Source organism: Gordonia sp. NPDC003422 (genome assembly GCF_053588675.1).
In genome coordinates this window covers 1-22,702 of the sequence record NZ_JBSFQL010000023.1, presented here as the reverse complement: position 1 = coordinate 22,702, position 22,702 = coordinate 1, and the positions used below count along the sequence as shown (strand labels likewise).

Annotated in this window: 20 protein-coding genes and 1 pseudogene; 14 read left to right on the top strand and 7 right to left on the bottom strand. The window is 62.1% G+C overall.

Annotated elements, in window-relative coordinates:
• On the top strand, window positions 1-447 hold the full coding sequence (locus tag ACWDTF_RS18530; protein ID WP_355275686.1) for a universal stress protein: 447 nt from the start codon (window positions 1-3) through the stop codon (window positions 445-447).
• 12 nt (window positions 448-459) lie between these two features.
• On the opposite strand, the gene ACWDTF_RS18525 is transcribed toward ACWDTF_RS18530, so the two are convergent.
• Window positions 460-1,365, bottom strand: coding sequence for a hydroxymethylglutaryl-CoA lyase (locus tag ACWDTF_RS18525; RefSeq protein WP_449754815.1), 906 nt, complete (start codon window positions 1,363-1,365; stop codon window positions 460-462).
• A 140-nt stretch (window positions 1,366-1,505) separates the two neighbouring features.
• Here ACWDTF_RS18525 and ACWDTF_RS18520 point away from each other — a divergent pair, with 140 nt between their 5' ends.
• From ACWDTF_RS18520 to ACWDTF_RS18495, 6 genes and pseudogenes are all read left to right on the top strand, one after another.
• Window positions 1,506-2,192 carry a GntR family transcriptional regulator gene (locus ACWDTF_RS18520; protein WP_355275690.1) on the top strand — a complete coding sequence of 229 codons (687 nt, stop codon included), beginning with the start codon at window positions 1,506-1,508 and terminating at the stop codon, window positions 2,190-2,192.
• A gap of 36 nt (window positions 2,193-2,228) precedes the next feature.
• Window positions 2,229-2,372: a hypothetical protein gene (locus ACWDTF_RS18515; RefSeq protein ID WP_433254934.1), complete on the top strand. Its 144-nt coding sequence runs from the start codon at window positions 2,229-2,231 to the stop codon at window positions 2,370-2,372.
• Window positions 2,369-3,466, top strand: a complete 1,098-nt coding sequence (locus tag ACWDTF_RS18510) for a CaiB/BaiF CoA transferase family protein (protein ID WP_449754814.1) — start codon at window positions 2,369-2,371, stop codon at window positions 3,464-3,466. The genes ACWDTF_RS18515 and ACWDTF_RS18510 overlap by 4 nt, the downstream gene beginning before the upstream one ends.
• A gap of 63 nt (window positions 3,467-3,529) precedes the next feature.
• Window positions 3,530-4,264, top strand: a pseudogene (locus ACWDTF_RS18505) (hydantoinase/oxoprolinase N-terminal domain-containing protein).
• Window positions 4,195-5,352: a hydantoinase B/oxoprolinase family protein gene (locus ACWDTF_RS18500; RefSeq protein WP_433259538.1), complete on the top strand. Its 1,158-nt coding sequence runs from the start codon at window positions 4,195-4,197 to the stop codon at window positions 5,350-5,352. Before ACWDTF_RS18505 ends, ACWDTF_RS18500 begins: the two are co-directional and overlap by 70 nt.
• Complete coding sequence (locus ACWDTF_RS18495; RefSeq protein WP_433254928.1) at window positions 5,349-5,978, top strand: isochorismatase family protein; 630 nt, start codon at window positions 5,349-5,351, stop codon at window positions 5,976-5,978. The genes ACWDTF_RS18500 and ACWDTF_RS18495 overlap by 4 nt, the downstream gene beginning before the upstream one ends.
• Window positions 5,979-6,120: 142 nt before the next feature.
• Here ACWDTF_RS18495 and ACWDTF_RS18490 read toward each other — a convergent pair whose 3' ends face one another.
• From ACWDTF_RS18490 to ACWDTF_RS18475, 4 genes are all read right to left on the bottom strand, one after another.
• Window positions 6,121-8,475, bottom strand: coding sequence for a HelD family protein (locus tag ACWDTF_RS18490; protein ID WP_433254925.1), 2,355 nt, complete (start codon window positions 8,473-8,475; stop codon window positions 6,121-6,123).
• Window positions 8,472-9,086 carry a hypothetical protein gene (locus ACWDTF_RS18485; protein ID WP_449754813.1) on the bottom strand — a complete coding sequence of 205 codons (615 nt, stop codon included), beginning with the start codon at window positions 9,084-9,086 and terminating at the stop codon, window positions 8,472-8,474. The genes ACWDTF_RS18490 and ACWDTF_RS18485 overlap by 4 nt, the downstream gene beginning before the upstream one ends.
• A gap of 70 nt (window positions 9,087-9,156) precedes the next feature.
• The gene (locus tag ACWDTF_RS18480; protein ID WP_240855639.1) at window positions 9,157-10,308 is read right to left on the bottom strand and encodes a DoxX family protein; all 1,152 of its coding nucleotides are present in this window, start codon (window positions 10,306-10,308) and stop codon (window positions 9,157-9,159) included.
• Between the two features lie 675 nt (window positions 10,309-10,983).
• A complete protein-coding gene (locus ACWDTF_RS18475) occupies window positions 10,984-11,337 on the bottom strand; it encodes a DUF732 domain-containing protein (protein ID WP_449754812.1) in 354 nt (117 codons plus the stop codon).
• Window positions 11,338-11,601: 264 nt separating this feature from the next.
• Between ACWDTF_RS18475 and ACWDTF_RS18470 the strand changes: the two genes are divergently transcribed.
• Together ACWDTF_RS18470 and ACWDTF_RS18465 are read left to right on the top strand one after the other, a co-directional pair.
• Window positions 11,602-11,949, top strand: a complete 348-nt coding sequence (locus ACWDTF_RS18470) for a hypothetical protein (RefSeq protein WP_449754811.1) — start codon at window positions 11,602-11,604, stop codon at window positions 11,947-11,949.
• The gene (locus ACWDTF_RS18465; protein ID WP_449754810.1) at window positions 11,946-12,227 is read left to right on the top strand and encodes a ribbon-helix-helix protein, CopG family; all 282 of its coding nucleotides are present in this window, start codon (window positions 11,946-11,948) and stop codon (window positions 12,225-12,227) included. The genes ACWDTF_RS18470 and ACWDTF_RS18465 overlap by 4 nt, the downstream gene beginning before the upstream one ends.
• A 381-nt stretch (window positions 12,228-12,608) precedes the next feature.
• Here ACWDTF_RS18465 and ACWDTF_RS18460 read toward each other — a convergent pair whose 3' ends face one another.
• Window positions 12,609-13,289, bottom strand: coding sequence for an MBL fold metallo-hydrolase (locus ACWDTF_RS18460; RefSeq protein WP_449754809.1), 681 nt, complete (start codon window positions 13,287-13,289; stop codon window positions 12,609-12,611).
• Window positions 13,290-13,570: 281 nt separating this feature from the next.
• Here ACWDTF_RS18460 and uvrA point away from each other — a divergent pair, with 281 nt between their 5' ends.
• From uvrA to ACWDTF_RS18435, 5 genes are all read left to right on the top strand, one after another.
• Window positions 13,571-16,453: an excinuclease ABC subunit UvrA gene (gene uvrA, locus ACWDTF_RS18455; RefSeq protein ID WP_240855636.1), complete on the top strand. Its 2,883-nt coding sequence runs from the start codon at window positions 13,571-13,573 to the stop codon at window positions 16,451-16,453.
• Between the two features lie 243 nt (window positions 16,454-16,696).
• Window positions 16,697-18,049, top strand: a complete 1,353-nt coding sequence (locus ACWDTF_RS18450; protein ID WP_449754808.1) for a hypothetical protein — start codon at window positions 16,697-16,699, stop codon at window positions 18,047-18,049.
• 1 nt (window position 18,050) lies between these two features.
• Window positions 18,051-19,040 (top strand): phosphoribosyltransferase-like protein, encoded by a 990-nt coding sequence (locus tag ACWDTF_RS18445; RefSeq protein WP_449754807.1) that lies wholly within the window; start codon window positions 18,051-18,053, stop codon window positions 19,038-19,040.
• Between the two features lie 11 nt (window positions 19,041-19,051).
• Window positions 19,052-21,076 carry an ORC-CDC6 family AAA ATPase gene (locus ACWDTF_RS18440; RefSeq protein ID WP_449754845.1) on the top strand — a complete coding sequence of 675 codons (2,025 nt, stop codon included), beginning with the start codon at window positions 19,052-19,054 and terminating at the stop codon, window positions 21,074-21,076.
• Entirely contained in the window at window positions 21,076-22,062 is a 987-nt protein-coding gene (locus ACWDTF_RS18435) for a hypothetical protein (protein WP_449754806.1), read from the top strand. The genes ACWDTF_RS18440 and ACWDTF_RS18435 overlap by 1 nt, the downstream gene beginning before the upstream one ends.
• A 34-nt stretch (window positions 22,063-22,096) precedes the next feature.
• Here ACWDTF_RS18435 and ACWDTF_RS18430 read toward each other — a convergent pair whose 3' ends face one another.
• Window positions 22,097-22,444 carry a hypothetical protein gene (locus tag ACWDTF_RS18430; RefSeq protein ID WP_449754805.1) on the bottom strand — a complete coding sequence of 116 codons (348 nt, stop codon included), beginning with the start codon at window positions 22,442-22,444 and terminating at the stop codon, window positions 22,097-22,099.
• Between the last annotated feature and the right edge of the window lie 258 nt (window positions 22,445-22,702).

Here is a 22,702-nt window from a genome sequence, read left to right as displayed (position 1 = left end):
ATGAGCGCATACCAGACCGTCGTCGTTGGAACGGACGGTTCCGAATCGTCGATGAAAGCAGTAGAACGTGCAGGCGCCATCGCCGGTGAGGCGGCGCAGCTTGTGATCGCATGCGCATATTTCCCCAATGATCGCAGCGCCGGTGGGGCGGCCGACGTGCTCAAGGACGAGGCGTACCAGGTGACCGGGTCGGCACCCACCGAAGAGATCCTGCGGACCGCCAAGGAACGGGCCTCCGGTGCCGGTGCGGGGAACATCGTTGCGCGCCCGATCAAGGGCGCGCCCGTGGATGCTCTGCTGCAGCTGGTGACCGATGTGAAGGCGGACCTTCTCGTCGTCGGAAACCGCGGGTTGAATTCCATCGCCGGTCGTCTGTTGGGCTCGGTGCCCGCCGATGTGGCACGCAAGTCGGCTTGCGACGTCCTCATCGTGCACACCACGAACTGACCTATTTGCACGTCACGGTCGCGTCGGAAATCCTCCGGCGCGACCGAGTAGCGCCGGGACCGCCTTGTCCAACGTCTTGCCGAGCCATTCGGCTGCCGTGACGAGTCCCGTCATGTCGACGCCCGTGGACACATCCGTCCGATCGAGGGCGTACAGCAGATCCTCGGACGCGATGTTGCCCGTGGCCGCGGGAGCGAACGGACAGCCGCCGAAGCCGCCGATGCTGGCGTCAAGGGCCGTTGCACCTGTTTCCAATGCGGTGAGGGCGTTGGCGTAGCCGGTATTTCGTGTGTTGTGGAAGTGCCACCGCTGTGGAATCCCAGGAGCCCGTTCGGCGGTGATCCTGGCAAGTGCGCGAACCTGTGCGGGCACGCCCACTCCGATCGTGTCCGCCTGCGCGATCTCGTCGGGGGCGCCGGCGTCCACCAGTTCGGACACGATTTGTCCGATCCACGTGGGATCGACCTCCCCGGAGAACGGGCATCCGAACGCGGTCGCGATGGTCACGGTGGTGGCCAGACCCGCGGCGCGCGCATCGCGCACCACATCGGCTGCCGCTGAAATACCTTCGGCGACGCTGCATCCCTGATTTGGCCTGCTGAACTCCTCGGTGGACACCACAACCGCGTTGACCTCGTCGACCCCGGCCTCGACCGCGCGGTCCAGACCGCGACGATTGAGAACAAGTCCGATATAGGAAACGTCGGCCCGGTCTCGGGGCACGGCAGCCATCACATCTTCGGCGCCGGCCATCTGCGGTACACGCTTGGGATTGACGAAGCTGACGGCCTCGATGCGGCGTACGCCGGCCTCGACCGCGCGGTTGATCAACTCGACCTTCTCGTCGACCGTGAGCAGTTTCTGTTCGTTCTGCAGTCCGTCACGCGGACCGACCTCGACGAGCTGTACCGATGCCATGCCTCATCCTCGCACTATCCGAGATTGTATGCAATGAGCCAATGGTTGATCGAAATTTGACGCGATTCGGCGGACATATCGGTCAGGGCCCGCTAGATTGTGAACAATCAATGGTGAGGGAGTGGGGCGAATGGAGTCCGATGACAAGGGCAGTTGACCGCGTGTACGGCCACATCCGGGACGCCATCGTCGACGGCACGTATGCGCCGGGCTCGCGGTTGGGCGAGGTGGAGATCGCCGAATTGACCAGCACGAGCCGCACCCCCGTCCGGGAGGCGCTTCGTCAGCTCGAGATGGAAGGGCTGGTCGAGGTGCTGCCGCACCGGGGCGCCCGGGTGTGCACGTGGACCGCGGCCGACCTCGAGGAGATCTACGAACTGCGGATGTCGCTCGAGGCGTTGGCCGCCGCGCGGGCGGCGCGGCGCATCGGCCCCGATGAACTCGATCGCCTGGATGCCTTGTGCTCGCGGATGGAAGCGGCGACCCTCCCCGAGGCCGATCTGGATCTGCTCGCACAACTCAACGACGAATTCCATGCCGTCGTCCGGTCCGCCGCTGCGAGCCCGCGGCTGGTGTCGATGCTGGCTTCGGTCATCTCCCTCCCGCTCGTGATGCGTACCTTCCACCGCTACGCCCCGGCCGATCTCACGCGCAGTCACGCCCACCATCGTGATCTCGTGGCGGCACTTCGGGCCCGCGACGACGTCTGGGCCGACGCGGTCATGCGCGCGCATGTGCGCGCGGCCGAGAACGTCCTATTGCAAGCGCACGCCGCCGACCAGGCGGCAGCCGACCACGCCGATGCCCGATCGGACACCGCTGTCTGATCTGCGTTGGTGGACAACAGGAATGAGGAATGCCAGATGAACGCTGCTGCTGCGACCGCAGTCGATGCGACGGCCGGATCGACGTCGGGTCCGCTGTCGGATCTGCGGGTGGTCGAGATGGGTCAGCTACTTGCCGGCCGTTCTGTGGTCAGCTGCTCGGCGACTTCGGTGCCGAGGTGATCAAGCTCGAACCGCCGGGTTCGGGGGACCCGATGCGTCAGTGGGGACGGGAGAAGCCGCACGGAAGGTCGCTGTGGTGGCCGGTCGTGGCGCGCAACAAGAAGTCGGTCACCTGCAATCTGCGTGACCCCGAGGGGCAGCAGTTGGCCCGCCGCATCATCGCCGAGGCCGACATCGTTGTCGAGAACTTCCGGCCGGGCACGCTCGAGCGTTGGGGCCTCGGCTTCGATGAACTCCGCAAGGACAACCCCGGCCTGATCATGGCGCGCGTCAGTGGCTACGGACAGTCGGGCCCCTACTCGTCGCGTGCCGGCTTCGGGTCGATCGGTGAGGCGATGGGCGGAATCCGTTATGTGACAGGCGATGCCGGCATGCCGCCATCGCGCAGCGGGATCTCGATCGGCGACTCACTCGCGGCGGTCTTCGCCACCGTCGGCGTGCTGGCCGCCATCCATCAGCGCGAGCGGTCCGGGCGTGGACAACTCGTGTATTCGGCGATCTACGAGGCGGTCCTGGGCATGATGGAGTCGCTCTTGCCGGAATGGGAGATCGGCGGCTACCAGCGTGAACGGACCGGATCCGTACTGCCGAACATCGCGCCGAGCAACGTGTACCCGACGAAGGGTGACGAGATGATCCTGGTCGCCGCGAATCAGGACACGGTCTTCGCGCGACTTGCGACAGCGATGGGACGCGACGATCTGATCACCAATCCGCGCTACCGCGATCATGCGTCGCGCGGTGAGAACATGGTCGAACTCGACGACGTGATCGCCGACTGGACCCGCGATCACGGAACCGAGGAACTCCTGGCGATCCTGCACGAGGCAGGTGTGCCGGCCGGCCGCATCTACACGGCACAGGACATGTTCGCCGATCCGCATTTTGCGGCACGGGACGCGATTGTGCGGTTGGCGCACCCCGATTTTGGGGAGATCCCCATGCACGGCGTTTTCCCGAAACTGAGCGAGACTCCCGGATCGGTTCGGCATGCCGGACCCCAACTGGGTGAGCACAACGCAGACATCTATCACGACCTACTCGGCGTCGACGATCAGGCGCTCGCCGACCTCACCAAACGCGGCATCATCTAACCCCCAATATGCTTGCCGCACAGCATCTGTCACACACAACCCCCCAACAGCTTGGAGATCACCATGAGCTACCGACTCGGCGTCGACGTCGGCGGTACCTTCACCGACGTCTTGCTTCTCGAGGAGACCACCGGGACCACCTATCGCGCAAAAACCCCGTCGACACCGGCGGACCAATCGGTCGGAGTACTCAACGGAGTGACCAAGGTGTGCGAGGAGGCGGGGATCGAGCTCGCTGCGGTGGGCCAGGTCCTGCACGGGACCACCGTGGCCACCAACGCCATCCTGTAGGGTCGTGGCGCGCGCGTCGGATTGGTGACCACCGACGGCTTCCGGCAGGTGCTGCAGATCGCGAGATCCTTTGTGCCAGGGGGTCTCGCAGGTTGGATCATCTGGCCCAAGCCCGAGCCGTTGGCGAAGCTCGAGCACACCATCGAGGTTGTCGGTCGGATTGCGGCCGACGGCAGCGAGGTGACGCCGCTCGACGAAGAGCAGGCACGGTCGGCCCTCCGTGGTCTCGCCGAAGCCGACATCGAGGCCGTGACCATCTCACTGATCAACTCGTACGCCAACGACGCGCACGAGCGTCAGGTCGCGGCCTGGGCGGCCGAGGAACTGCCGGGAATTCCGGTGTCGATCTCCAGCCACGTCCTGCCGGAGATGCGGGAGTACGAGCGCACCTTGACGACGGTGGCCAACAGCTATGTGCAACCGGAGGTTTCGAGACCATCGAGTTCAGCGACTTCATCTGCGACGACGGATGTGGTCACGGCCCCTACGAACTCACCATCAAGCTGACTCGCAACGGGGAGAAGATCCACCTCGATTTCTCGGAGGCCGCGCCGCAGGCGGTGGGGCCGGTGAACTACTTCATCAACGAGAACCTGGTCCGGATGTTCTTCGGGATCTACGTGATCACGGTCGCCGATCCGCAGATCCTCTGGAACGACGGCTTCTATCCGCTGATCGACGTGACGATACCGGAGGACTCGTTCTGGAAACCGCGGTTCCCGGCCGCGCTCAACGGTCGCAACCATGGCATCGGTCGTGTCTTCGACCTCTTCGGCGGATTGCTCGGCAAGAACAACCCGGAGATCCTCAACGCGGCCGGCTTTTCATCCTCGCCGCACTTCATGTACTCCGGTCACTACGACGGCGGGCCACGCGACGGCGAGTGGTTCCAGTTGTACTCCATCGGATTTGGTGGGATTCCGGGCCGTCCGATGGGCGACGGGCCGGACGGGCACTCGTTGTGGCTGTCCTTCGTCAACATCCCGTGTGAGTACTTGGAGTCGTACTACCCACTGCGAGTTGAGCGTTGGGAGACCATCAGCGACACCGGCGGCGCGGGTCTGCATCGTGGCGGCAACGGTGTCGACGTGGCGTATCACTTCGAGGAACCCGGCACCATCGCCATCCACGACGACCGCTGGCTCACCTACCCGTGGGGTGTCAACGGTGGCAAACCCGGTGCGCGCGGGCGGAAGTGGATTCAGCGGGCCTCCGGTGAGGTCGAGGTCCTGCCGAGCAAGATCAACGACGTCCCGGTCGGTCGGGGCGACGTCCTGCACTTCGTCACCTGGGGCGGCGGCGGCTGGGGCGACCCGCTCGAGCGTGACGCCGAACTCGTCGCGCTGGAGGTCAGCCGGAAACTGGTGAGCGCGGCCGGGGCGCGCGCGGGATACGGGGTCGTGTGCAGTGACGACGGTGTTTTCGACGCGGCGGCCACGACCGCGCTGCGTTACGAGATCCGCTCGGGCCGAGGGGAACTGGCGGTCTTCGACAAGGGTCCGGAGATCGCGGAGATCTTGGCCAACTGCGAGGCCGAGATCGGTTTGCAGCCACCCCGCCCACCCGTGAACGTCCGCAAAGCCGTCGGGGCGTGAACGACATCCTCGCGTCGTACCGGGAGTCGGGATTCGCGCGCGATCTCGGCCCCGGGCGCAGCGCTGCGGTTCTCGTCGTCGACGTCGCACGTGCGTACCTCGACGACTCATCGCCGCTTCGGGCTCCGGCCGAGGATGCGATCGCGGCGTGTGCGGAGCTGGTGGCGACGGCCCGGGCGTGCGCGGTGCCGGTGGTGTTCACCCGGGTCGTCTATCAGCGTGGCGGTGCCGACGGCGGATTGTTCATGCGAAAGATTCCGTCGCTCAAGGTTTTCGAGGAGGGGTCGCCGCTGGCCGACTTCGTCGACGATCCGCGGCCCGAATCCGGTGAGATTGTCGTCACCAAGCAGTACGCGAGTGCGTTCTTCGGAACATCGTTGGCCGCGTCGCTGACTGCGTCGGGTATCGACACGCTCTACATTTGCGGGCTGAGCACCAGCGGGTGCGTGCGGGCCAGTGCCACCGACGCGATGCAGCACGGGTTCCGCCCGCTTGTCGTCGCCGATGCGTGTGGTGACCGGGAACCGGCCATCCATCAGGCGAATCTCCTTGACCTACGGGCGAAGTACGCCGATGTGATCGATCTGCAGGAGGCGTTGGCGCAGTTGCGGGCGGTTGATTCGTAGCGAGACCCGGGCATGCACCCCGCTGCCTGAGGTGTGAGGAGCGCAAGCGACGAGCCTCGAAGGCCTGGTGACGAAACCTCGCCAGGCCCTTCGAGGCTCGTCGTCAGGGCTCCTCGCACCTCAGGGAGCGGTGGGGACGTAGTCAGCGGTTGCTCGGGGTTGTCGTGTCCGCGACCGGCAGCTCGGCGAGTTCGTCGGGCAGCGGCTCGGTGTGTACGACGATGAGCCGCTGCGTGGCGCGGGTCAGGGCGACGTAGAGGTCGCTGTATCCGTACCGGACGTCGTTCCCGGATTCGGCGATGATCGCGGCTGGTTCGACGACGATGGTGGTGTCGAACTCGAGTCCCTTGGCGGTGCGGACCGTGAACACGCGCGGCGGGTCGTCGAGACCGGCGTCGGCGAGGGCCGACGAGACCGTGGCTTCCAGGGATTCGGGTACGAGAACGGCGGTGAGCCCGCTGTACTGTTCCTTCGACACTTCGACGACGGCCGCCCCGATGTCGTCGGTTGGCACAGCGACGGGTGCAATTCCGTTGCTGCGCAGCGATGTCGGCGCAGTTTCCGAACCGCCGATGCGATCGAGCACGCGAATGGCGTAGCGCATGATCTCGTCGGGGGTGCGGTAGTTGACCGTCAGCTCGCGGAGCTGCCAGCGATTGGCAACATACGGTTGGAGGACCTCCCGCCAGGATCGGGTGCCCGCTTCGTCGCTGGTCTGCGCGGTGTCACCGATGATCGTCATCCAGCGATTCGGTATGCGGCGCATGATCATTCGCCACGCCATCGCCGACAGCTCCTGCGCTTCGTCGATGATGACGTGCCCGAAGGTCCAGGTGCGATCCTCGTAGGCGCGTTCAGCCGTGGTGGCGCGTCGTATCTCGGTCTGTCGGGCCGCCAGCTGTTCGGCGTCGATCAGGTCGTAGGCCATCAGGATCTCGGGGTCGAGTTCGTCTTCGATGTCCTGTGGGGCGGAGCCGGTCAGAATGTCCAGGGCGTCCTGCGCCTCGGCCAGTTGTCGACGCCAGCGTTGGCGTTCGGCGCGTTCTGCGTCGTCGGTTCCGTAGCCGACCAGTTCGGCGAGCTCATCGAGGAGCGGGACGTCGGCGGGGGAGAAGTCGGCGCCGTCGGACGACTGTGTGCCGACTGGCCGCTCCAGTGCTGAGCGGTCCTCGGCCGACCAGCCGGGGGTCGCCTTGCGGATGGCTGCCGGGTCGGTGAGGAACTCGCGCAGTAGATCCTGCGGCGTCAAGGCCGGCCAGAATCGTGCAAGCTCGGCGCGGATGTCCGGGTCACGGCTCATATCGTCGCGGATGTCGGCAATGTCGGTGGAGCTCAGCAGTTGTGAGCCGTCGAGCAGGCTGGAACCGATGGTGTTGGCATGTCGGACGGCGAGTTCGTCGAATGCCGCGCGGAGGAACGCACGCTGCGCGAGGTTGTGCGGACGACGGGTGCTGCGCGCCTTGCCGCGTGCGCTCTTGATCAGAGCCGAGTCGATTTGCACTTGATAGCCGTCGAAATCGACATCGATGGGTCGGCCGGGCAGCGATTGCTGGGCGCGGACCGCGCGTTTGAGCACGTCCACCATGCTCAGATTTCCCTTGACCACAGCGGTTTCTCGAGTGTCGGTGGCTGCGGCATGAACGCCGGGGAAGAGGTTCCCGACGGTCGAGAGCAACACTCCCGATTCACCCAGCGACGGAAGGACCTGCCCGATATAGGTGAGGAAGTCGTCGTTGGGTCCGACGATCAGGATTCCGCTGCGCGCCAACAGTTCTCGGTGCGTGTACAGCAGGTACGCCGCGCGATGCAGCGCCACTGCAGTCTTGCCCGTGCCCGGTCCGCCCTGGATGACGGTGACGCCACGGTGCGTGGACCGGATGATGAGGTCCTGTTCGCGCTGGATCGTCTCGACGATGTCGGTCATCTCGCCGGTGCGGGCCACGTTGAGCGCTGCGACCAGCGCCGACTCGTTGACCACGTCACCGTTGCCCACATCGTCGAAGTTCGCCTGGTCGCCGGTGAGGTATTCGTCGCTGACGCCGCGTACCTTTCGGCTCCGGGTACGGACATGCCTGCGGCGCGCGACGTCCTCCGGAGCGGCAGGCGTGGCGAGATAGAAGGGTCGCGAGAGCGGCGCGCGCCAGTCGAGCAGCAGAGTGGAGTCGGCTGCCTCCTCGTCGCGGTCGCCATTGTCGCGGACGCCGTCGTCGAGGACCCCGATACGTCCGATGCGCCTAATCTCGCCATCGTCGAGATCGAGCCGACCGAAGTACAGATTATGTTCGGCCGCATCGAATTTGGCGAGATCCTCGGTGTACATGCGTTCGTAGGACTCGCGTTCGGACCGGGCTTGCGGCGTCCCGCCGGATTCGCTCAGCGTGGTCGACAGGCGATTGCGCGTGGTGGTCCGCATGCGGTCCAATCGGCCGTAGACGCGGTCGAGGTGTTCTTGTTCCTCGTCGAGTCGGGGGTCGGCGTCCGGGGGCACGGCCGTCATGCTTCACCTCCGTGCGGGACAGCGGCGGTCGTTGGCCAGGCGGGGAAAGCCAGTCCGTGGGTCCGAATGTCGTCGGCGACGCGGGCGGCGACCGTGGGCTCGGCGAGCCGACGGCAGACCTGCTCCGCGCGGTCCCGCAGCACGGGACTGTGCAGACGTCCGTGAAGCCAGTCGAAGACGTCCTGCTGTGTGCCGAAGGACAGAGGTCGGCCGGCCGGTTCGCCGAGCGCGCCATGCCGGGACACGTAGAGCGCGAAGGACTCAGCGACGGGTGGGTTCAATGGGTGGTCGTGCGTGGTCACTGTCAATCGATCGTAGTTGGGTTCGGTCTCGTCCAGGGTGGCCAGTTCGTCGGCGTGCAGCCACGCGGCCATCGTGGTCAGCGACGCGCCGGGCGATGTGATCGGGGTGGCCGGAACGTAGCCGCGCCTCGACACATGTGCCGAATGGCCGACCGCGAGGTTACCCACCTCGAGAGCGAATAGCTCGACGCTGTGTCCGAGTTTGACCCTCATCACACTCGACGATGCGTTGGAGCCGATGGCGACCACGAGTACTCCGCCGACGCGAGACGGTCGGTGCAGCGGGGTAGCGACAGCGGACGCGGGCACCCACGGGTATTGGTGGGGTGGGTGCACCGCGTCCGGGTTGTTTGGTGGCGTCGTCAGGTGTGCGCTGCCTTCAGCTGCGGGCCTTGCGCCAGCGGCGGCGGCCCTCGTCGGCGGTGTGGCTTGCGGTGTCGCCCGCCGCCTCGGCAAATGCCCGTGCCGACTCGGCGAGCTCGGTCGAGAGCTCGCGTGCGGCGTCGGCGAGGTCCGCGCTACGCGCCTTGGCAGTCTCGGCGAGTTGCGGCGCCTTGTCGCGGGCGGTCTCGGCCAGGTCGGCACTGCGCGACTTGACGGTCTCGGCGATCTGCGGGGCCTTGTCGCGTGCGGTGTCGGCGAGTTCGGCCGACCGGCCCTTGGCCACCTCGGCCAGTTCCGCGGAACGCCCACGTGCTGCGTCGGCGATCTCGGGGCCGCGCTTGCGGGCGAAGCGTGCGAACCCGGTCGACTTCTCGCGTGCGGCGTCGGCGACCTCGGGTGCCCGGTCACGGATCAGCTCGGCCACCTCAGCTGCGGCTCCCGATGCCTTCTCGGCGAACTCTGCGGACCGTTCGCGCGCAGTCTCGGCGAGTTCGGGTGCGTGTTCGCGGAACTTCGCCGCGGCCTCCGCTGACCGCTCCGACAGCAGATGCGCCCCTTCTTTGAGGTATTCGCCCGCTTCCGACGAACGCTCACCGAGAACCTCAGCACCGTCCTGCGTGCGTTCGCGCAACGACTCCCAGGTGGTGGCGCCTGCCGCGGCGCCGATGGGCAGCGCCGCGGTGATCGCGTCACCTGCGGCACTGGCCTTGCGCTTGCCGCGCCATGCGAGCGACGGCTTGCCCTCGGTGTCGGCGGCAGCGATCAGGAGTCCGCCCAGCAGGCTGACGTTCTTGAGGAACTGGGTGCGCTGCTGCGCGCGCACGGCAGGGTCGGTCTCCGCCCAGAATGCGTGGCCGGCGACGGTGGTCGGGACCAGACTGCCCGCGAGCACGGTCGACGCGACACGCGGGAACTTCCCGGTGGCGAGCAACAGGCCGCTGCCCACCTGAACCGCCCCGTTGATCCGCACCAGGGTCTCGGGATCGGTCGGGACCTTCTCCGTCGTCTCGTTGGGCAGCTTGTCGACGGCCTGTTCGACAAAGCCCTGCGCAACCTTGGCGCGGCGTTCCGGATTGCGAATCGAATCGACCCCGGCGTAGACGAAGACGGAGGCGAGCATCGGGCGGGCGATACGGCGGAGGATCATTCGGTCACGACCTTCTGGTGTCGGGGTTGTGTTGTTCGAATTCCTGCTGGTGCGCTCTTCTTGGCTTTGTCCACGCTACCTGTTCGTCGCAGCGGGCCGTCCGGATCGCTGGTCACGGGGCTGTGCGGAAATCGCGACGCCGTCAGTTGCGTGGGCACGCGCACGCGCCCCCAGCTTGGGGCACGGTCTGTTCAGTAGCTGGCCATCGCTGCGCGATGACGGGCTACATCCTGCCCGAGTTGTTCGTGACCTGACTGCCCAGAATCCCGCCGCCGCTAGTCTGGCCAGGATCGTGGTGAGCTGGTGATAGCGCGGCAGCTTCCTATCATGGGTGCCACCAACGCAGGCCTCGTGGAGTCTGCTTACACAGAGCGAAACTGTCGGTCGCATAAAGGCGTGCCCGAGCACCGAGCTTCGGGCAGGCAGTCCCTATTTGAGAACGAGTGATCGTTGGTGCGTTCCACTTCTCTTTGCTTTCCCAGACTCCGTTCAAACCCGAACAGAACAGCTTCCCGTCGGAGGAAACCTTGCCCAGCTCGTGCTGATAGCAAGGACCTCCTTCGCGCTGCACCGAGGACCGCGATGCCGAGACATCGCCGATGCCGCCTATGACGCCTGTGGCGGCTGCTGCCAGAACAAGGCCCGCGATGATCGACTTCCTCATCGGTTATGTCCTCAGAAGTTCTCGTACCGGTGCGCGTGGCGAGGACAGAGGTCCTGCGTCGCATAAAGCAGGAACAGTCGCTGTTGGTAGGCGGGCTGATAGCTGCCGTCAGGGTTGTAGTAGATCCGCTCGGCAACTTGGGTATCCCGATATCGGTCCATCACGCGGCACGCTCGGTAGCCACCCGCCACCATCTCCGCGTCAGTGGTGTAGCGGCTATTGGGCCAGGCCGCTGTCGGCAGAGTCCTCGCTTTGTTCACGAACCGTTGCTCGGCGGGGGTGATGGCTGATGCCGATCCGGCGGCCCCTACGAGAAGACCGGTGCACATCACCAGCGCGGCAAGTCCGGCGACGAGCAATTTCATTCGTTGGTCCATTTCATGATTGCGTGCGGGATGCAGTTCGCGGTGCCGCCCGAACGCGCCTGCGCATCGGCCGAGTGCACGACGTCGCTGAATCGTACCCTCCTCGAGGCAAATAAATCGTGGGTCGAGCGCACGTTCGTCTGATGAGGTGAACGTCCCACCGCATGAGCAACCGCCGATACGAACGCTCGGACGTTCCGACGTTTCTGACCAGCAACTGTGCATCCACTAGCCGTGGGCTAGAAAGTGTCTTACGCTTTTGTGGTGCAGGTAAATGTCTACGGATCGGCATACCGACACGGCATCACCGACGATGAGATTCGGGCGACGATCGCATATCCGCTGATTCGATATGCGATCACCACCGAGTTTGAGGACGCAGACACCTACATGTTCGTAGGCCGGATCGACAACGAGCCGTGGATCGAAGTGGCCGCCGAGGATCGAGATGGCGACAGCTGGGAGGTATTCCACTCGATGCTGCTGACCCAACGCGTTGCAACTGAAGTGTATGTCGCATCGGCCGGCGCCATCGACCTGTGTGCTGAGTGGGTTGGGCAGCGCCCGACGGTCGGCACGTACCTAGACCTGGAGGAAGGTGACCAGAGATGAATCCGAGGAATGCGCGCGACTACGAGCGCATGGCCGATGCGGTCGAAAGCGGAGAGTACAAGGTGTCCGGACCACTCGAAACCGGTGCCACACTGAAGATGGGCCGACCGGCGGTAGGTGAGCGCCGAGACACCACCTCACGTACGGTGCGCTTACCTGCTGCACTCGATGCGCGGCTGGCTGATTACGCGGAGGATGCTCGAACAACTCCAAGTGAGGTTCTCAGACGGGCAGTCGATGAGTATCTGAGCAAGCGTCCGATCCGAAGAGTTCGGTGACCAATCCCGCTGACCTGGGCAAATGCAAAGAACCGGGCTGCGGCCGTCCCACAAAATCTAGGGGAGGAAGTTTCTTCCCCGATGTTCGGAGTCGTCCCTTAGAAATTTGCGGGGAGGACACCAAGGGTAGGGGAAGAGTTTCTTCCCCTACTTTTTGTGGGCGCATGTTCCTTCCGTCGCGCTCGGCGGAACGCGATGACCGAGACGGGTGACTGAGATCGGGCCCGTCAGCGTCGGCTTCCGGGACATACCCGGAGGACCACCCTCAGGGGCCCGATCGTGGCCACCGGCCCGACCCAACCTTCCCGCCGCCACGATCGCCGACGCGGTCGGCGGGTGGGTCGCTGACTCGACGAGACCAGCCGTCTTAGTGCACCGGTGCTACCAGCCGCGCTCGCGCCACTCCGGGAGCGAGCCACGTTCGGCGCCCAGGGTCGTGTCCTTGCCGTGTCCGGGATAGACGACGGTGGAGTCGGGGTATCGGTCGAAGATCTTGGTGCTGACGCCGTCGACGAGGGTGTCGAAGTCACCGGGTTGCCATGTCTTGCCGACACCGCCGGGGAACAAGCAATCCCCCGTAAAGAGGTGCACGGTGTCACCATCGGTCAGGGCGAGCGCGATCGAACCGGGGGTGTGACCGACCAGATGGATCGCGTCGAACGAGAGATCACCGACGGTGATGACGTCACCGTCGTCGACGAGGCGGTCGGGTGTCACGGGGAGTTCGGCCGCGTCGAGGCGCCCGGCCGCGGTGGGCACGCCGGTGGTCTCGGCGATCTGCTTCAGTGCCTGCCAATGGTCGAAGTGCTGGTGGGTCGTGAAGATGAGCGCGGGTGTGCCGGGTAGCTGCTCGAGTAGGGCGGCGATGGTGTCGCCGTCGTTGGCGGCATCGATGATCAGCTGGTCTCCGGTCGCGCGCGAGGTCACCACGTAGACGTTGTTGTCCATCGGGTCGACGGAGAGTTTGACGATGGTCGCCGAGTCCAGCGTGCGGCGTTGCGGGGTCTTGGACTCGGACAGGTCGCCGGTGTAGATGTCGGAGATGGGGGCTGCTGCTGTCATGCAGACCACTCTATGAGTGGGTGCCGATCGTGGCGGCAACTCCGGCCTGCGCGCTCGGGAGATCGGCGCCCGCGCAGGTCGCGAGTATCGTGGATGACTGGCCCCGATACCTGTGCGCACCCGGCGGAAAGCGTCCGTGGGAACTGCTGCGCCCGAACTTGTCGGTGGCTGCCGATACTGTGCGAGCGCGTGCGTCGTGCGCGCACGAACCTGCCGGTCACGCCCGTTGTGGCAGCCCTCGCCGGGCGGGACCGACATCGAGAATGAACGTTAGGACAGCAGTGGTTGATCGTCTGATCGTCCGTGGTGCGCGCGAACACAACTTGCGCGGCATCGATGTGGACCTCCCGCGGGACAGTCTCATCGTCTTCACCGGACTGTCCGGCTCGGGTAAGTCGTCGTTGGCCTTCGACACGATCTTCGCCGAGGGGCAGCGCCGCTACGTCGAGTCGTTGTCGGCGTACGCGCGTCAGTTCCTCGGGCAGATGGACAAGCCGGACGTCGACTTCATCGAGGGTCTGTCGCCCGCGGTGTCCATCGATCAGAAGTCGACCAACCGCAATCCGCGGTCGACGGTCGGCACCATCACCGAGGTGTACGACTACCTGCGACTGCTCTACGCACGCGCCGGTCGTGCGCACTGCCCGGTGTGCGGGGAACTCATCGCCAAACAGACACCGCAGCAGATCGTCGACCAGATCCTCGACATGGAGCAGGGCACAAAGTTCCAGGTTCTCGCGCCGGTGGTGCGTACCCGCAAGGGCGAGTTCGTGGACCTGTTCGCCGAGTTGCAGACGCAGGGATTCGCCCGCGCCCGCATCGACGGGATCATCTATCAGCTCAGCGATCCACCGAAGCTCAAGAAACAGGAGAAGCACGACATCGAGGTCGTCGTCGACCGCCTCGTGGTGAAAGCCTCCGCCAAGCAGCGTATGACCGATTCGGTCGAGACCGGATTGCGTCTGGCCGACGGTATCGTGGTGCTGGACTTCGTCGATCTCGACGAGGCCGACCCGCACCGTGAGCGTCGCTTCTCCGAGCGGATGGCCTGCCCCAACGGGCACCCGATCGCCATCGACGACCTCGAGCCGCGGTCGTTCTCGTTCAACTCGCCGTACGGCGCGTGCCCAGAGTGCGACGGACTCGGTGTGCGCAAGGAGGTCGACGAGGACCTCGTGGTCCCCGACCCGGACCTGTCGCCGGCCGACGGTGCAATCGCACCGTGGTCGGGCGGGCACAATGCCGACTACTTCCTGCGTCTGATCTCCGGGCTCGCAGACCAGATGGGCTTCGACGTCGACACCCCGTGGCGCAAACTTCCGATCAAGGCCCGTCGCGCGATCCTCAATGGCAGTGACCACCAGGTGCACGTCAAATTCCGCAACCGCTACGGCCGGACCCGTTCGTATTACACCGAATTCGAAGGTGTGATGGCGTTCCTGAGCCGGCGGATGGAGCAGACCGATTCCGAGCAGATGAAGGATCGGTACGAGGGCTACATGCGGGATGTACCGTGTCCGGCCTGTCACGGCGCGCGTCTGCGCCCCGAAATTCTTGCGGTCACGCTGGATCACCCGACGTACGGACCGCGCTCGATCGCCGAGGTGTGCGCGCTCTCGGTCGCCGAATGCGCCGACTACCTCAACGGCCTCGAACTCGACGAACGTCAGGCCGCGATCGCCGGCCGCGTCCTCAAGGAGGTGCAGGCGCGGATCACCTTCCTGCTCGACGTCGGGCTGGAGTACCTGTCGTTGTCCCGTGCGGCGGGGTCGCTGTCCGGCGGCGAGGCGCAGCGCATCCGGCTCGCGACGCAGATCGGCTCGGGACTCGCGGGCGTGCTGTACGTCCTCGACGAACCCTCCATCGGTCTGCATCAGCGCGACAACCGCCGGCTGATCGACACCCTCACCCGCCTCCGCGACCTCGGCAACACGCTGATCGTCGTCGAGCACGACGAAGACACCATCAGGGCGGCCGACTGGATCGTCGACATCGGGCCACGCGCCGGTGAACACGGCGGCGAGGTCGTGCACAGCGGCAGTTACAAGGACTTGCTGAAGAACCGCCGCTCGCTGACCGGTGCCTACCTCTCCGGGCGCGACGAACTGCCGGTGCCGGCGATCCGCCGACCGATCTCACGCAAGAAGCAGCTGACCGTCGTCGGGGCGCGCGAACACAACCTGCGCGGCATCGACGTCGAGTTCCCGCTCGGCGTGCTGACCGCGGTCACCGGAGTGTCGGGCTCGGGGAAGTCGACGCTGGTCAACGACATTTTGGCGACGGTGCTGGCCAACAAGCTCAACGGTGCCCGGCAGGTGCCCGGACGGCACACCCGGGTCAAGGGTCTCGAACAGCTGGACAAACTTGTGCAGGTCGACCAGTCGCCCATCGGTCGTACTCCGCGGTCGAATCCCGCGACCTACACCGGCGTCTTCGACAAGATCCGCACCTTGTTCGCGGCGACCACCGAGGCCAAGGTGCGTGGCTACCAGCCGGGCCGGTTCTCGTTCAACGTCAAGGGCGGCCGCTGCGAGGCGTGCGCGGGCGAGGGCACCATCAAGATCGAGATGAACTTCCTGCCCGACGTGTACGTGCCGTGCGAGGTCTGCCACGGCGCCCGTTACAACCGGGAAACCCTGGAGGTGCACTACAAGGGCAAGACGATCTCCGAGGTTCTCGACATGCCCATCGAGGAGGCTTCCGAGTTCTTCGAGCCGGTGACGTCGATCCACCGGTACCTCAAGACGCTGGTCGACGTCGGCCTGGGTTACGTCCGTCTCGGACAGCCGGCGCCGACGCTCTCCGGCGGCGAGGCCCAACGTGTGAAGCTCGCTGCGGAACTGCAGAAGCGCTCGACCGGCCGCACCGTCTATATCCTCGACGAACCGACCACCGGCCTGCACTTCGAAGACATCAAGAAGCTCCTCGGGGTGATCAACGGGCTGGTCGACAAGGGCAACACGGTTATCGTCATCGAACACAACCTCGACGTCATCAAGACCGCCGACTGGATCATCGACATGGGTCCCGAGGGCGGCAGCGGCGGCGGGACCGTGATCGCCGAGGGCACACCGGAAGATGTGGTCACGGTGCCCGAGAGCTACACCGGCAAGTTCCTCGGCGAGATCCTCGACGTCGACGCGACGGTGGCGTCGGCCGGGTAGCAGATGAACCTGGTCTTCGGTCTAGGGCCAGAGATTGGTACCACCGCGGTCCTCTGGATACCTCAAGTGGCCATCTGGTCGTGGCTCAAGCGTGCTGCCGAAGGAGCGCATGTCAGGAGCGATGACGTCCCGGTATAGGACATAACGTAGTCCTCAATCAGATCACGGCCGTGCATAGCCCGGATGCATGGCGCACATGCGTGTCGCGTGCTTGCGGAAGTGCGCCTTAGATAGTCTCGGGCGATGGCGGTAGCAGGGACTGATGAGCGGATACACCAACGGCCGATAGAACATGCCGGAGATGATCATGACAGGCCAGTCGCACGAAGTACTTACACCCGCAAACTCCGGGAAGCGGCCGCGCGATACGAAGGGAAACCACTGGATGTCAGTTTCCGCGAGATGGTAGGACCGCTTCCGGCGGACGATCTAACCCATGCTATCTATCCCTATCCGGCGCGACTTATACGGCATATACCACGCTTTCTCTTGGGAGCGGAACAGGTTATCGGCGGCGTCGACTATATTCTGGACCCGTTTTGTGGATCGGGGACTATACTGCTGGAGGCATCACGCTGTGGAATACCGAGTTACGGATTCGACCAGAACCCAGTTGCTGCGCTGATCTCGAGTGTGAAAACGACGCCTCGCGATCCCGCAGAGCTGGGTGACGCCCTGAAATTGTTCCTGGAGCTTGCCAAGAAGACCAGACGTTCTTGTACACATCCAGAGTACCTCGCGAGGTGGTACACAACGAGCGACCTATCAATACTCTCGAGATCCGCGTCGGCGCTTAGCGACTTGGAAGGCTTGCCCGGACACGATTTCTTGAAACTCACGCTCGCCCTGGCCGCGCGACGCTTTGCACTCATGGACCCCCGAATTCCGGTTCCAGTACGGGACAGAAATTTCGTCCAGGTCGACCGCAAATCAAGGTGGCACCAGGTCGAGCATATCGGAGCTACCATGATCAATAAAATATCGAGACTACCGCCGGGCCGCCCGACGCCAATGACCCTCGCAGCGGATGCTAGATCACCCAAGGCTTGGGAGCTACTGCCAAAGAACCTGAATGGCATTGTGATCACAAGCCCACCCTACGGTGCATCCCAGAAATACATACGAAGTACCAGTCTCGAAGCGGGGTGGCTAGGGTTCAGCGGGGAACGCGGCACCGCCAACCTGGAGTCATGCAGCATTGGTCGCGAGCATATACGGAAACGCGACGTTCCGGAAGAATCGCATGGCAGTACTTTCGGTGAGAATCTTAAAGCCGACTTGAATGAACTCCAGGTGCGTAGTCCGGAACGATACAGAATCTACGCACACTACTTTCACGACATGGAGAAAGTGCTCGCCGGAATCCGCGATTCGAAGTCGATCGAGAAAGTTATAATGATCTTAGGCGACAATTGGGTAGCCGGAGACATAATTCAGACCAGTAGTCACATTCGGGACATGATGCGGGTTATGGGTTTCATCGACAGGCTGACGTTGAGGGATAAAATAGCGGGCCGATCTCTACTGACAGCCAGAAAAGGTGTCGCTAGACCAGCGGACGCAGAATATATCACTATCTTTGCTCGAGGGTGTTGATATGGCGGCAGACGACAACTTCGATATAAGCCCAGCCCTGCCGAAAGAGTCTTCAATGCAGGTTATGCTGGAGAAGTTCGACACACTTGCGAGTGAAATCTGGAGCGAGTCCATAACCAGGGTAGAACTTGATTCCTGGCTGCAGAATTTCACCGGGAGGACTGGAACGCCACCACTCGACGAGCAGTTGAATGCGTTGCATTTGCTCTGCAACTATAATCTCTTCGGGGTCCGGGAGGTCCGTGAACTTCTTAGATGCGTATTCCGTGATCTTCTACGGTACCCGATAGTTCAGAATGTTCGAGCGAAGAATGACATGACACTAGATTATCAGCTAATCGAAGCCGAATGGCAAACAGAACTTGAAGCTACAAGGTTCTTACCGATGGGGAATCCGTCAGAAAGCGGCGCTCACCTCCTTTACTACTTCCGCCAGATCAACGAGCTTCCTAAGGAGCTATTTGTAAATCAGCATGAAATACTTGATGGCCCGGTTGGTGCGCAAGATTCGAAGGTAGCCATATCGGGGCTGAAGCGGCTGGTCTTCATTGACGATGTGCTTGGGAGCGGAACACAAGCATCGAGGTATAGCCGCAATTTCGTGAGTCAGGTTAAGAAAGCTGCGGAGGCAGAAGGGCGAGAACTAGAGGTCGCATACTTCGTATTGTTCGCTAAGGGCGCAGGGATCGATGTCGTTCAGGCGACAAGCTTCGACACGGTAAAGGCTGTCCATGTGCTGCAGGATACGGAGCTTGCATTCGACGAGAATTCGCATGTCTATATTCACTGTCTGCCCGGAGTGGATCGACAGACTGGCGAGAATGTTGCGCGCACTTACGGCGAACTGATTTATCCGGGCAATCCTCTAGGATACAAGAATGGGCAACTGCTGATCGGTTTTCAGCACAATACTCCCAATAACACTCTGCCCATTCTGTGGGCAAATCGAAAGCAGTGGAATCCAGCGTTTCCTAGATTCGAGAAAGAGTAATCGCGTTGACGGTGCCAAGAAACCCATTTGAGATTACGAAAGCAGTGGACTTTACCGACGAAGAGATCCGCTCGACCTTTGTCGACTACCCTCAAGGTGGGTACAGATCTTTCGCTGGACCGGCAAGTCCGATGCCAAAGTTCCTGGTAAGCGGAAAAGGGGGTGGGCGCACGCATTTGATGCGCTACTACTCATACGCGTTACGGAGATCTGCTGCCGAAGAGACGATAGTAGATCAGATCAGCAAAGACGGGTATCTCGGAATATACTCCCGTTGCAGCGGATTGAACGCTTTCCGGTTCTCAGGAAAAGGAATTGAAGAGGATGTATGGACCTCTGTATTCTGCTATTACATGGATTTATGGCTTACATCTCAGCTGGTCGAGATTCTGATCGATATATCAGATCGGGATAGTCCGTGGACGATGGAAGCCCAGTTTGAGTTCGTCAGGAATGGTCTCGGTGACGTTCTCGATGACGTAACTCGTCAACGTTTCTTGGGGATCTCTGTAGACACAAGTCCACTGAAGATTGCTTTGCGTGAGATTCGTAGAATTCGGAGATCTATGGATCGAGAGATCAACAATGCGGCCATTAAGCGCCGACTAGAAATTGAAGTCAGATCAAACCCGGGTGATCTTATCTTTAAAGCGTCAAAGGCGGCCAGTCGGCTTTCCAACGAATTTAGCCACGTTTTATTTGCGTTCCTATTAGACGAGTTTGAAAATCTGTCAGAGCCGCAGCAGCGGTATGTGAACACGCTAATCAGAGAGAAAGTCTTGCCAACCACCTTCTTACTGGGAGGTAGGCGCTGGGGCGTACGCACGCACCGTACTCTAAACACTAACGAGGAGAACAAGCAAGGGAGCGAGTATGAATGGGTCGAGCTCGAGCAGAGTTATCGCGATACGGAGGGCGCATACGCCAAGTTCTGTTTAAATCTTACTCTTCAACGTGTTCAGGATGCTGGCTATCGAGGTTTTGATGACGCTGACGATTTGCGACAACTCTTCTCTGTCGATCCAACCTCAACGCGAGATCTCGCCGATATTGCCGCATCTAGGGCACTCGAGGACTGTAAGCCGGAGAACAGGAAGCATCTAGTTAGGCTTCGCGATGTAGTATTCGCGTCTACTCGTAGTCGGGATTTGGCGGCTTCAATTGTGTCGGCGATCGCTGTGCCCTCAAGTCCCATGTCTGAAAAGTTTGCGATTCACCGGTTCTACCAGAATTGGAGCAGGGAAGGTCATCTGAGCAAGGCTGCCGCGCGCGAGGCTGCGGACGAGATTGCTGCTTTTCGCAATGGTACGTTCGATACCTCCACTTCAAATTTTGTTCGGTTGTGGAAGCTCGATCTCTTGGCGCAGATTTACATGGACTGCGGCCGGCGCTCGCCTTATCTGGGAATAGACCGTTTTATCGAGGTGTCTGCTTTCTTGCCGCGAAGCTACCTTATGACCATGAAGTACGTTGTAGAGGCATCAAACATTCGAGGTGAAGATCCTTTCTCAACTTTGCAATCAGTTTCGGACGACGCTCAGATGTCGGGTGTCTTGCGCGCAAGTCGTTGGTTCTTGAGAGACGCACGACCAACTGAGGGTCTTGGGAATGAGTGTGAGCGCGCAATACGGAGGCTGGCGACTCTCTTTAATCGCGTTAGATACTCCGACAAGCCTGCTGAAGTATCATGTGTTTCTTTCTCGACCGATTTCGGTGAGGTTTCTAGGAGCGTTAGGGAGGTAGTTGAGGCTTGCGTGGATTATGGCTTGCTACTCGAAGTATTCGAGGGTCGAGCAGCACGAAATGATGGGTCCACCTTGCATAAGTTTCAACTTAGTCCGATGCTGTGCCCAATCTACGCCCTGCCGACCAGCAGGCGTGGCGAGTTGAATATTAAGCCATTAGAGATGCAGTCGATATTCGATCCCGATGGGTCGGACGAGTCGTATGCACGAACAGTTCGTCCTAGGTTGAGGTCAATGCGGGCTCCGTTTGGAGAGCACGATACGGACCCGGCTCAGGACAGGCTGTTCTGATGGCGGTTGATTACTCAGTCTTTCGAAAGAGGCTGTATCTGCCATCGCAGATTTCGGACATGGAGTTCGACGTGTTTGTTTCGGCACTCAATCAGTCTGAGCGCGTTCGAGATGTTTGGGACGGTGTCACGTCAATTCGGCGTGTTGGTATTGTTCATCACGAGTACGGATTTGAGGGTCATAGTGTTCCAAATGCGGATTTATTGATCACCAATCCAGAAGTTGACGAATTGTCTTTTTGGTTCCAAGTGTTCGAGACGGTCGCTCCAGATGGAGACTTTTCAGGACTCCGTGTAGCAGTTGATATCACTGGACTGATGCGGCATTACGTTGTCGCCCTACCATTAGCGGCGGCGATCCGTGGAATTGTGTGTTTGAGCATTGTGTACTCGGACCCAAGCGCATATGTTCAGGGTGACAGAACAGAGTTTTCAAGGGGCAAAGTGATCATGATACGCCCGGTAAGTGGATTTGAGGGTTCACATCAATCTGGGCTTGGTTCCTCGGATGTTCTGGTGATCGGTGGTGGATACGATCATGTACTGATAAGTGCGGTGGCTGAAAACAAGCGTGCTGCTGAACATGTTGTGGTGGTTGGAATGCCAAGCCTGCAGCCCCACATGTATCAAGAGAATCTTTTGAGGCTGAGTTTGGCAAAAGAGTCGATTCGCGGCTACAGTCGTCTGCAGCATCTGCTGGCCCCGGCTAGTGATCCGTTTGCTACTGCGGGTGTGTTGGCTTCGTTTGCGGAGGAGCGATTCGGCAGCGGTGGCTCTGAAGTGAACTTGTACCTAAGTCCACTTGGGCCGAAAACGCAAGTCCTAGGATTCGCGTGGTTTTACTTGTGTGACCGGTTTCGTGAGTCGGTTTCTATTATTCTGCCGACGAGCGGCGGCTATTCCGCCGAGACGTCAACGGGTTTGGGTCGCACCTGGGTCTTTGACCTCGAGCTTAAGTGTGTCGATGTCTCCGAGTATCTGGATTAATTAGTTGGTTGGGACGGTGGCTAAGTGGTCCTGTTCATAAGGTCGTCGGGGGTTGCCAAGCGGTGGGGTCGTTGAGGTAGAGGCCGCAGGCGCAGTCGAGGGTTTCTTCTGGGCTGCCGAAGGGGTAGCCGGTGGGTAGGACCGAGTCTTGGTACTTGCCAGTGCTGGCCAGGTAGATGGCGAATCCCCAGCGGCCGGCGGAGCCGTTGTAGCGCAGTCCCATCAGCGGGATGGTGCAGCCATCGTCGAGTTCGCCATCGACGTAGGCGAACTGGCCGCGGAAGCGGGTGGATACACGGGTCAGTGCCGGCCATCGGTCGCGGGCGCGGTCGGTCAGTTTCCACTGCAGCGAGGATTTGGTCGAGTCCGGTGGTGTGGCCATGCCGGTGATCGTGCCCCAGTGGCGTGTCCCCCATGAACCCTGACTTTTATCACCGAATCGGACATTAGTGGTCGGGATCGCGCTGACCTGGGTTGATGGGTTGGTGTGGGCTGGGATTTGCGCACTAATTCGGCGTTCGTAGGCTACGGGTGTGGCGTATGTGGGCTCTTCGAAGTTGAGCGGGCGTTGCCTGGTCAGAGCCTCGGCGTGTCGATGATGTGAAACGCCCCTGGTCTCCGGAAATCTGGATGTTGCGAA

Coding starts and splice junctions, on each gene's coding strand:
- ACWDTF_RS18530 (WP_355275686.1), top strand. CDS start 1: ATGAGCGCATACCAGACCGTCGTCGTTGGAACGGACGGTTCCGAATCG.
- ACWDTF_RS18525 (WP_449754815.1), bottom strand. CDS start 1,365: ATGGCATCGGTACAGCTCGTCGAGGTCGGTCCGCGTGACGGACTGCAG.
- ACWDTF_RS18520 (WP_355275690.1), top strand. CDS start 1,506: ATGACAAGGGCAGTTGACCGCGTGTACGGCCACATCCGGGACGCCATC.
- ACWDTF_RS18515 (WP_433254934.1), top strand. CDS start 2,229: ATGAACGCTGCTGCTGCGACCGCAGTCGATGCGACGGCCGGATCGACG.
- ACWDTF_RS18490 (WP_433254925.1), bottom strand. CDS start 8,475: ATGACGGCCGTGCCCCCGGACGCCGACCCCCGACTCGACGAGGAACAA.
- ACWDTF_RS18480 (WP_240855639.1), bottom strand. CDS start 10,308: ATGATCCTCCGCCGTATCGCCCGCCCGATGCTCGCCTCCGTCTTCGTC.
- ACWDTF_RS18475 (WP_449754812.1), bottom strand. CDS start 11,337: ATGAAATTGCTCGTCGCCGGACTTGCCGCGCTGGTGATGTGCACCGGT.
- ACWDTF_RS18465 (WP_449754810.1), top strand. CDS start 11,946: ATGAATCCGAGGAATGCGCGCGACTACGAGCGCATGGCCGATGCGGTC.
- ACWDTF_RS18460 (WP_449754809.1), bottom strand. CDS start 13,289: ATGACAGCAGCAGCCCCCATCTCCGACATCTACACCGGCGACCTGTCC.
- ACWDTF_RS18450 (WP_449754808.1), top strand. CDS start 16,697: ATGGCGGTAGCAGGGACTGATGAGCGGATACACCAACGGCCGATAGAA.
- ACWDTF_RS18445 (WP_449754807.1), top strand. CDS start 18,051: ATGGCGGCAGACGACAACTTCGATATAAGCCCAGCCCTGCCGAAAGAG.
- ACWDTF_RS18435 (WP_449754806.1), top strand. CDS start 21,076: ATGGCGGTTGATTACTCAGTCTTTCGAAAGAGGCTGTATCTGCCATCG.
- ACWDTF_RS18430 (WP_449754805.1), bottom strand. CDS start 22,444: ATGGCCACACCACCGGACTCGACCAAATCCTCGCTGCAGTGGAAACTG.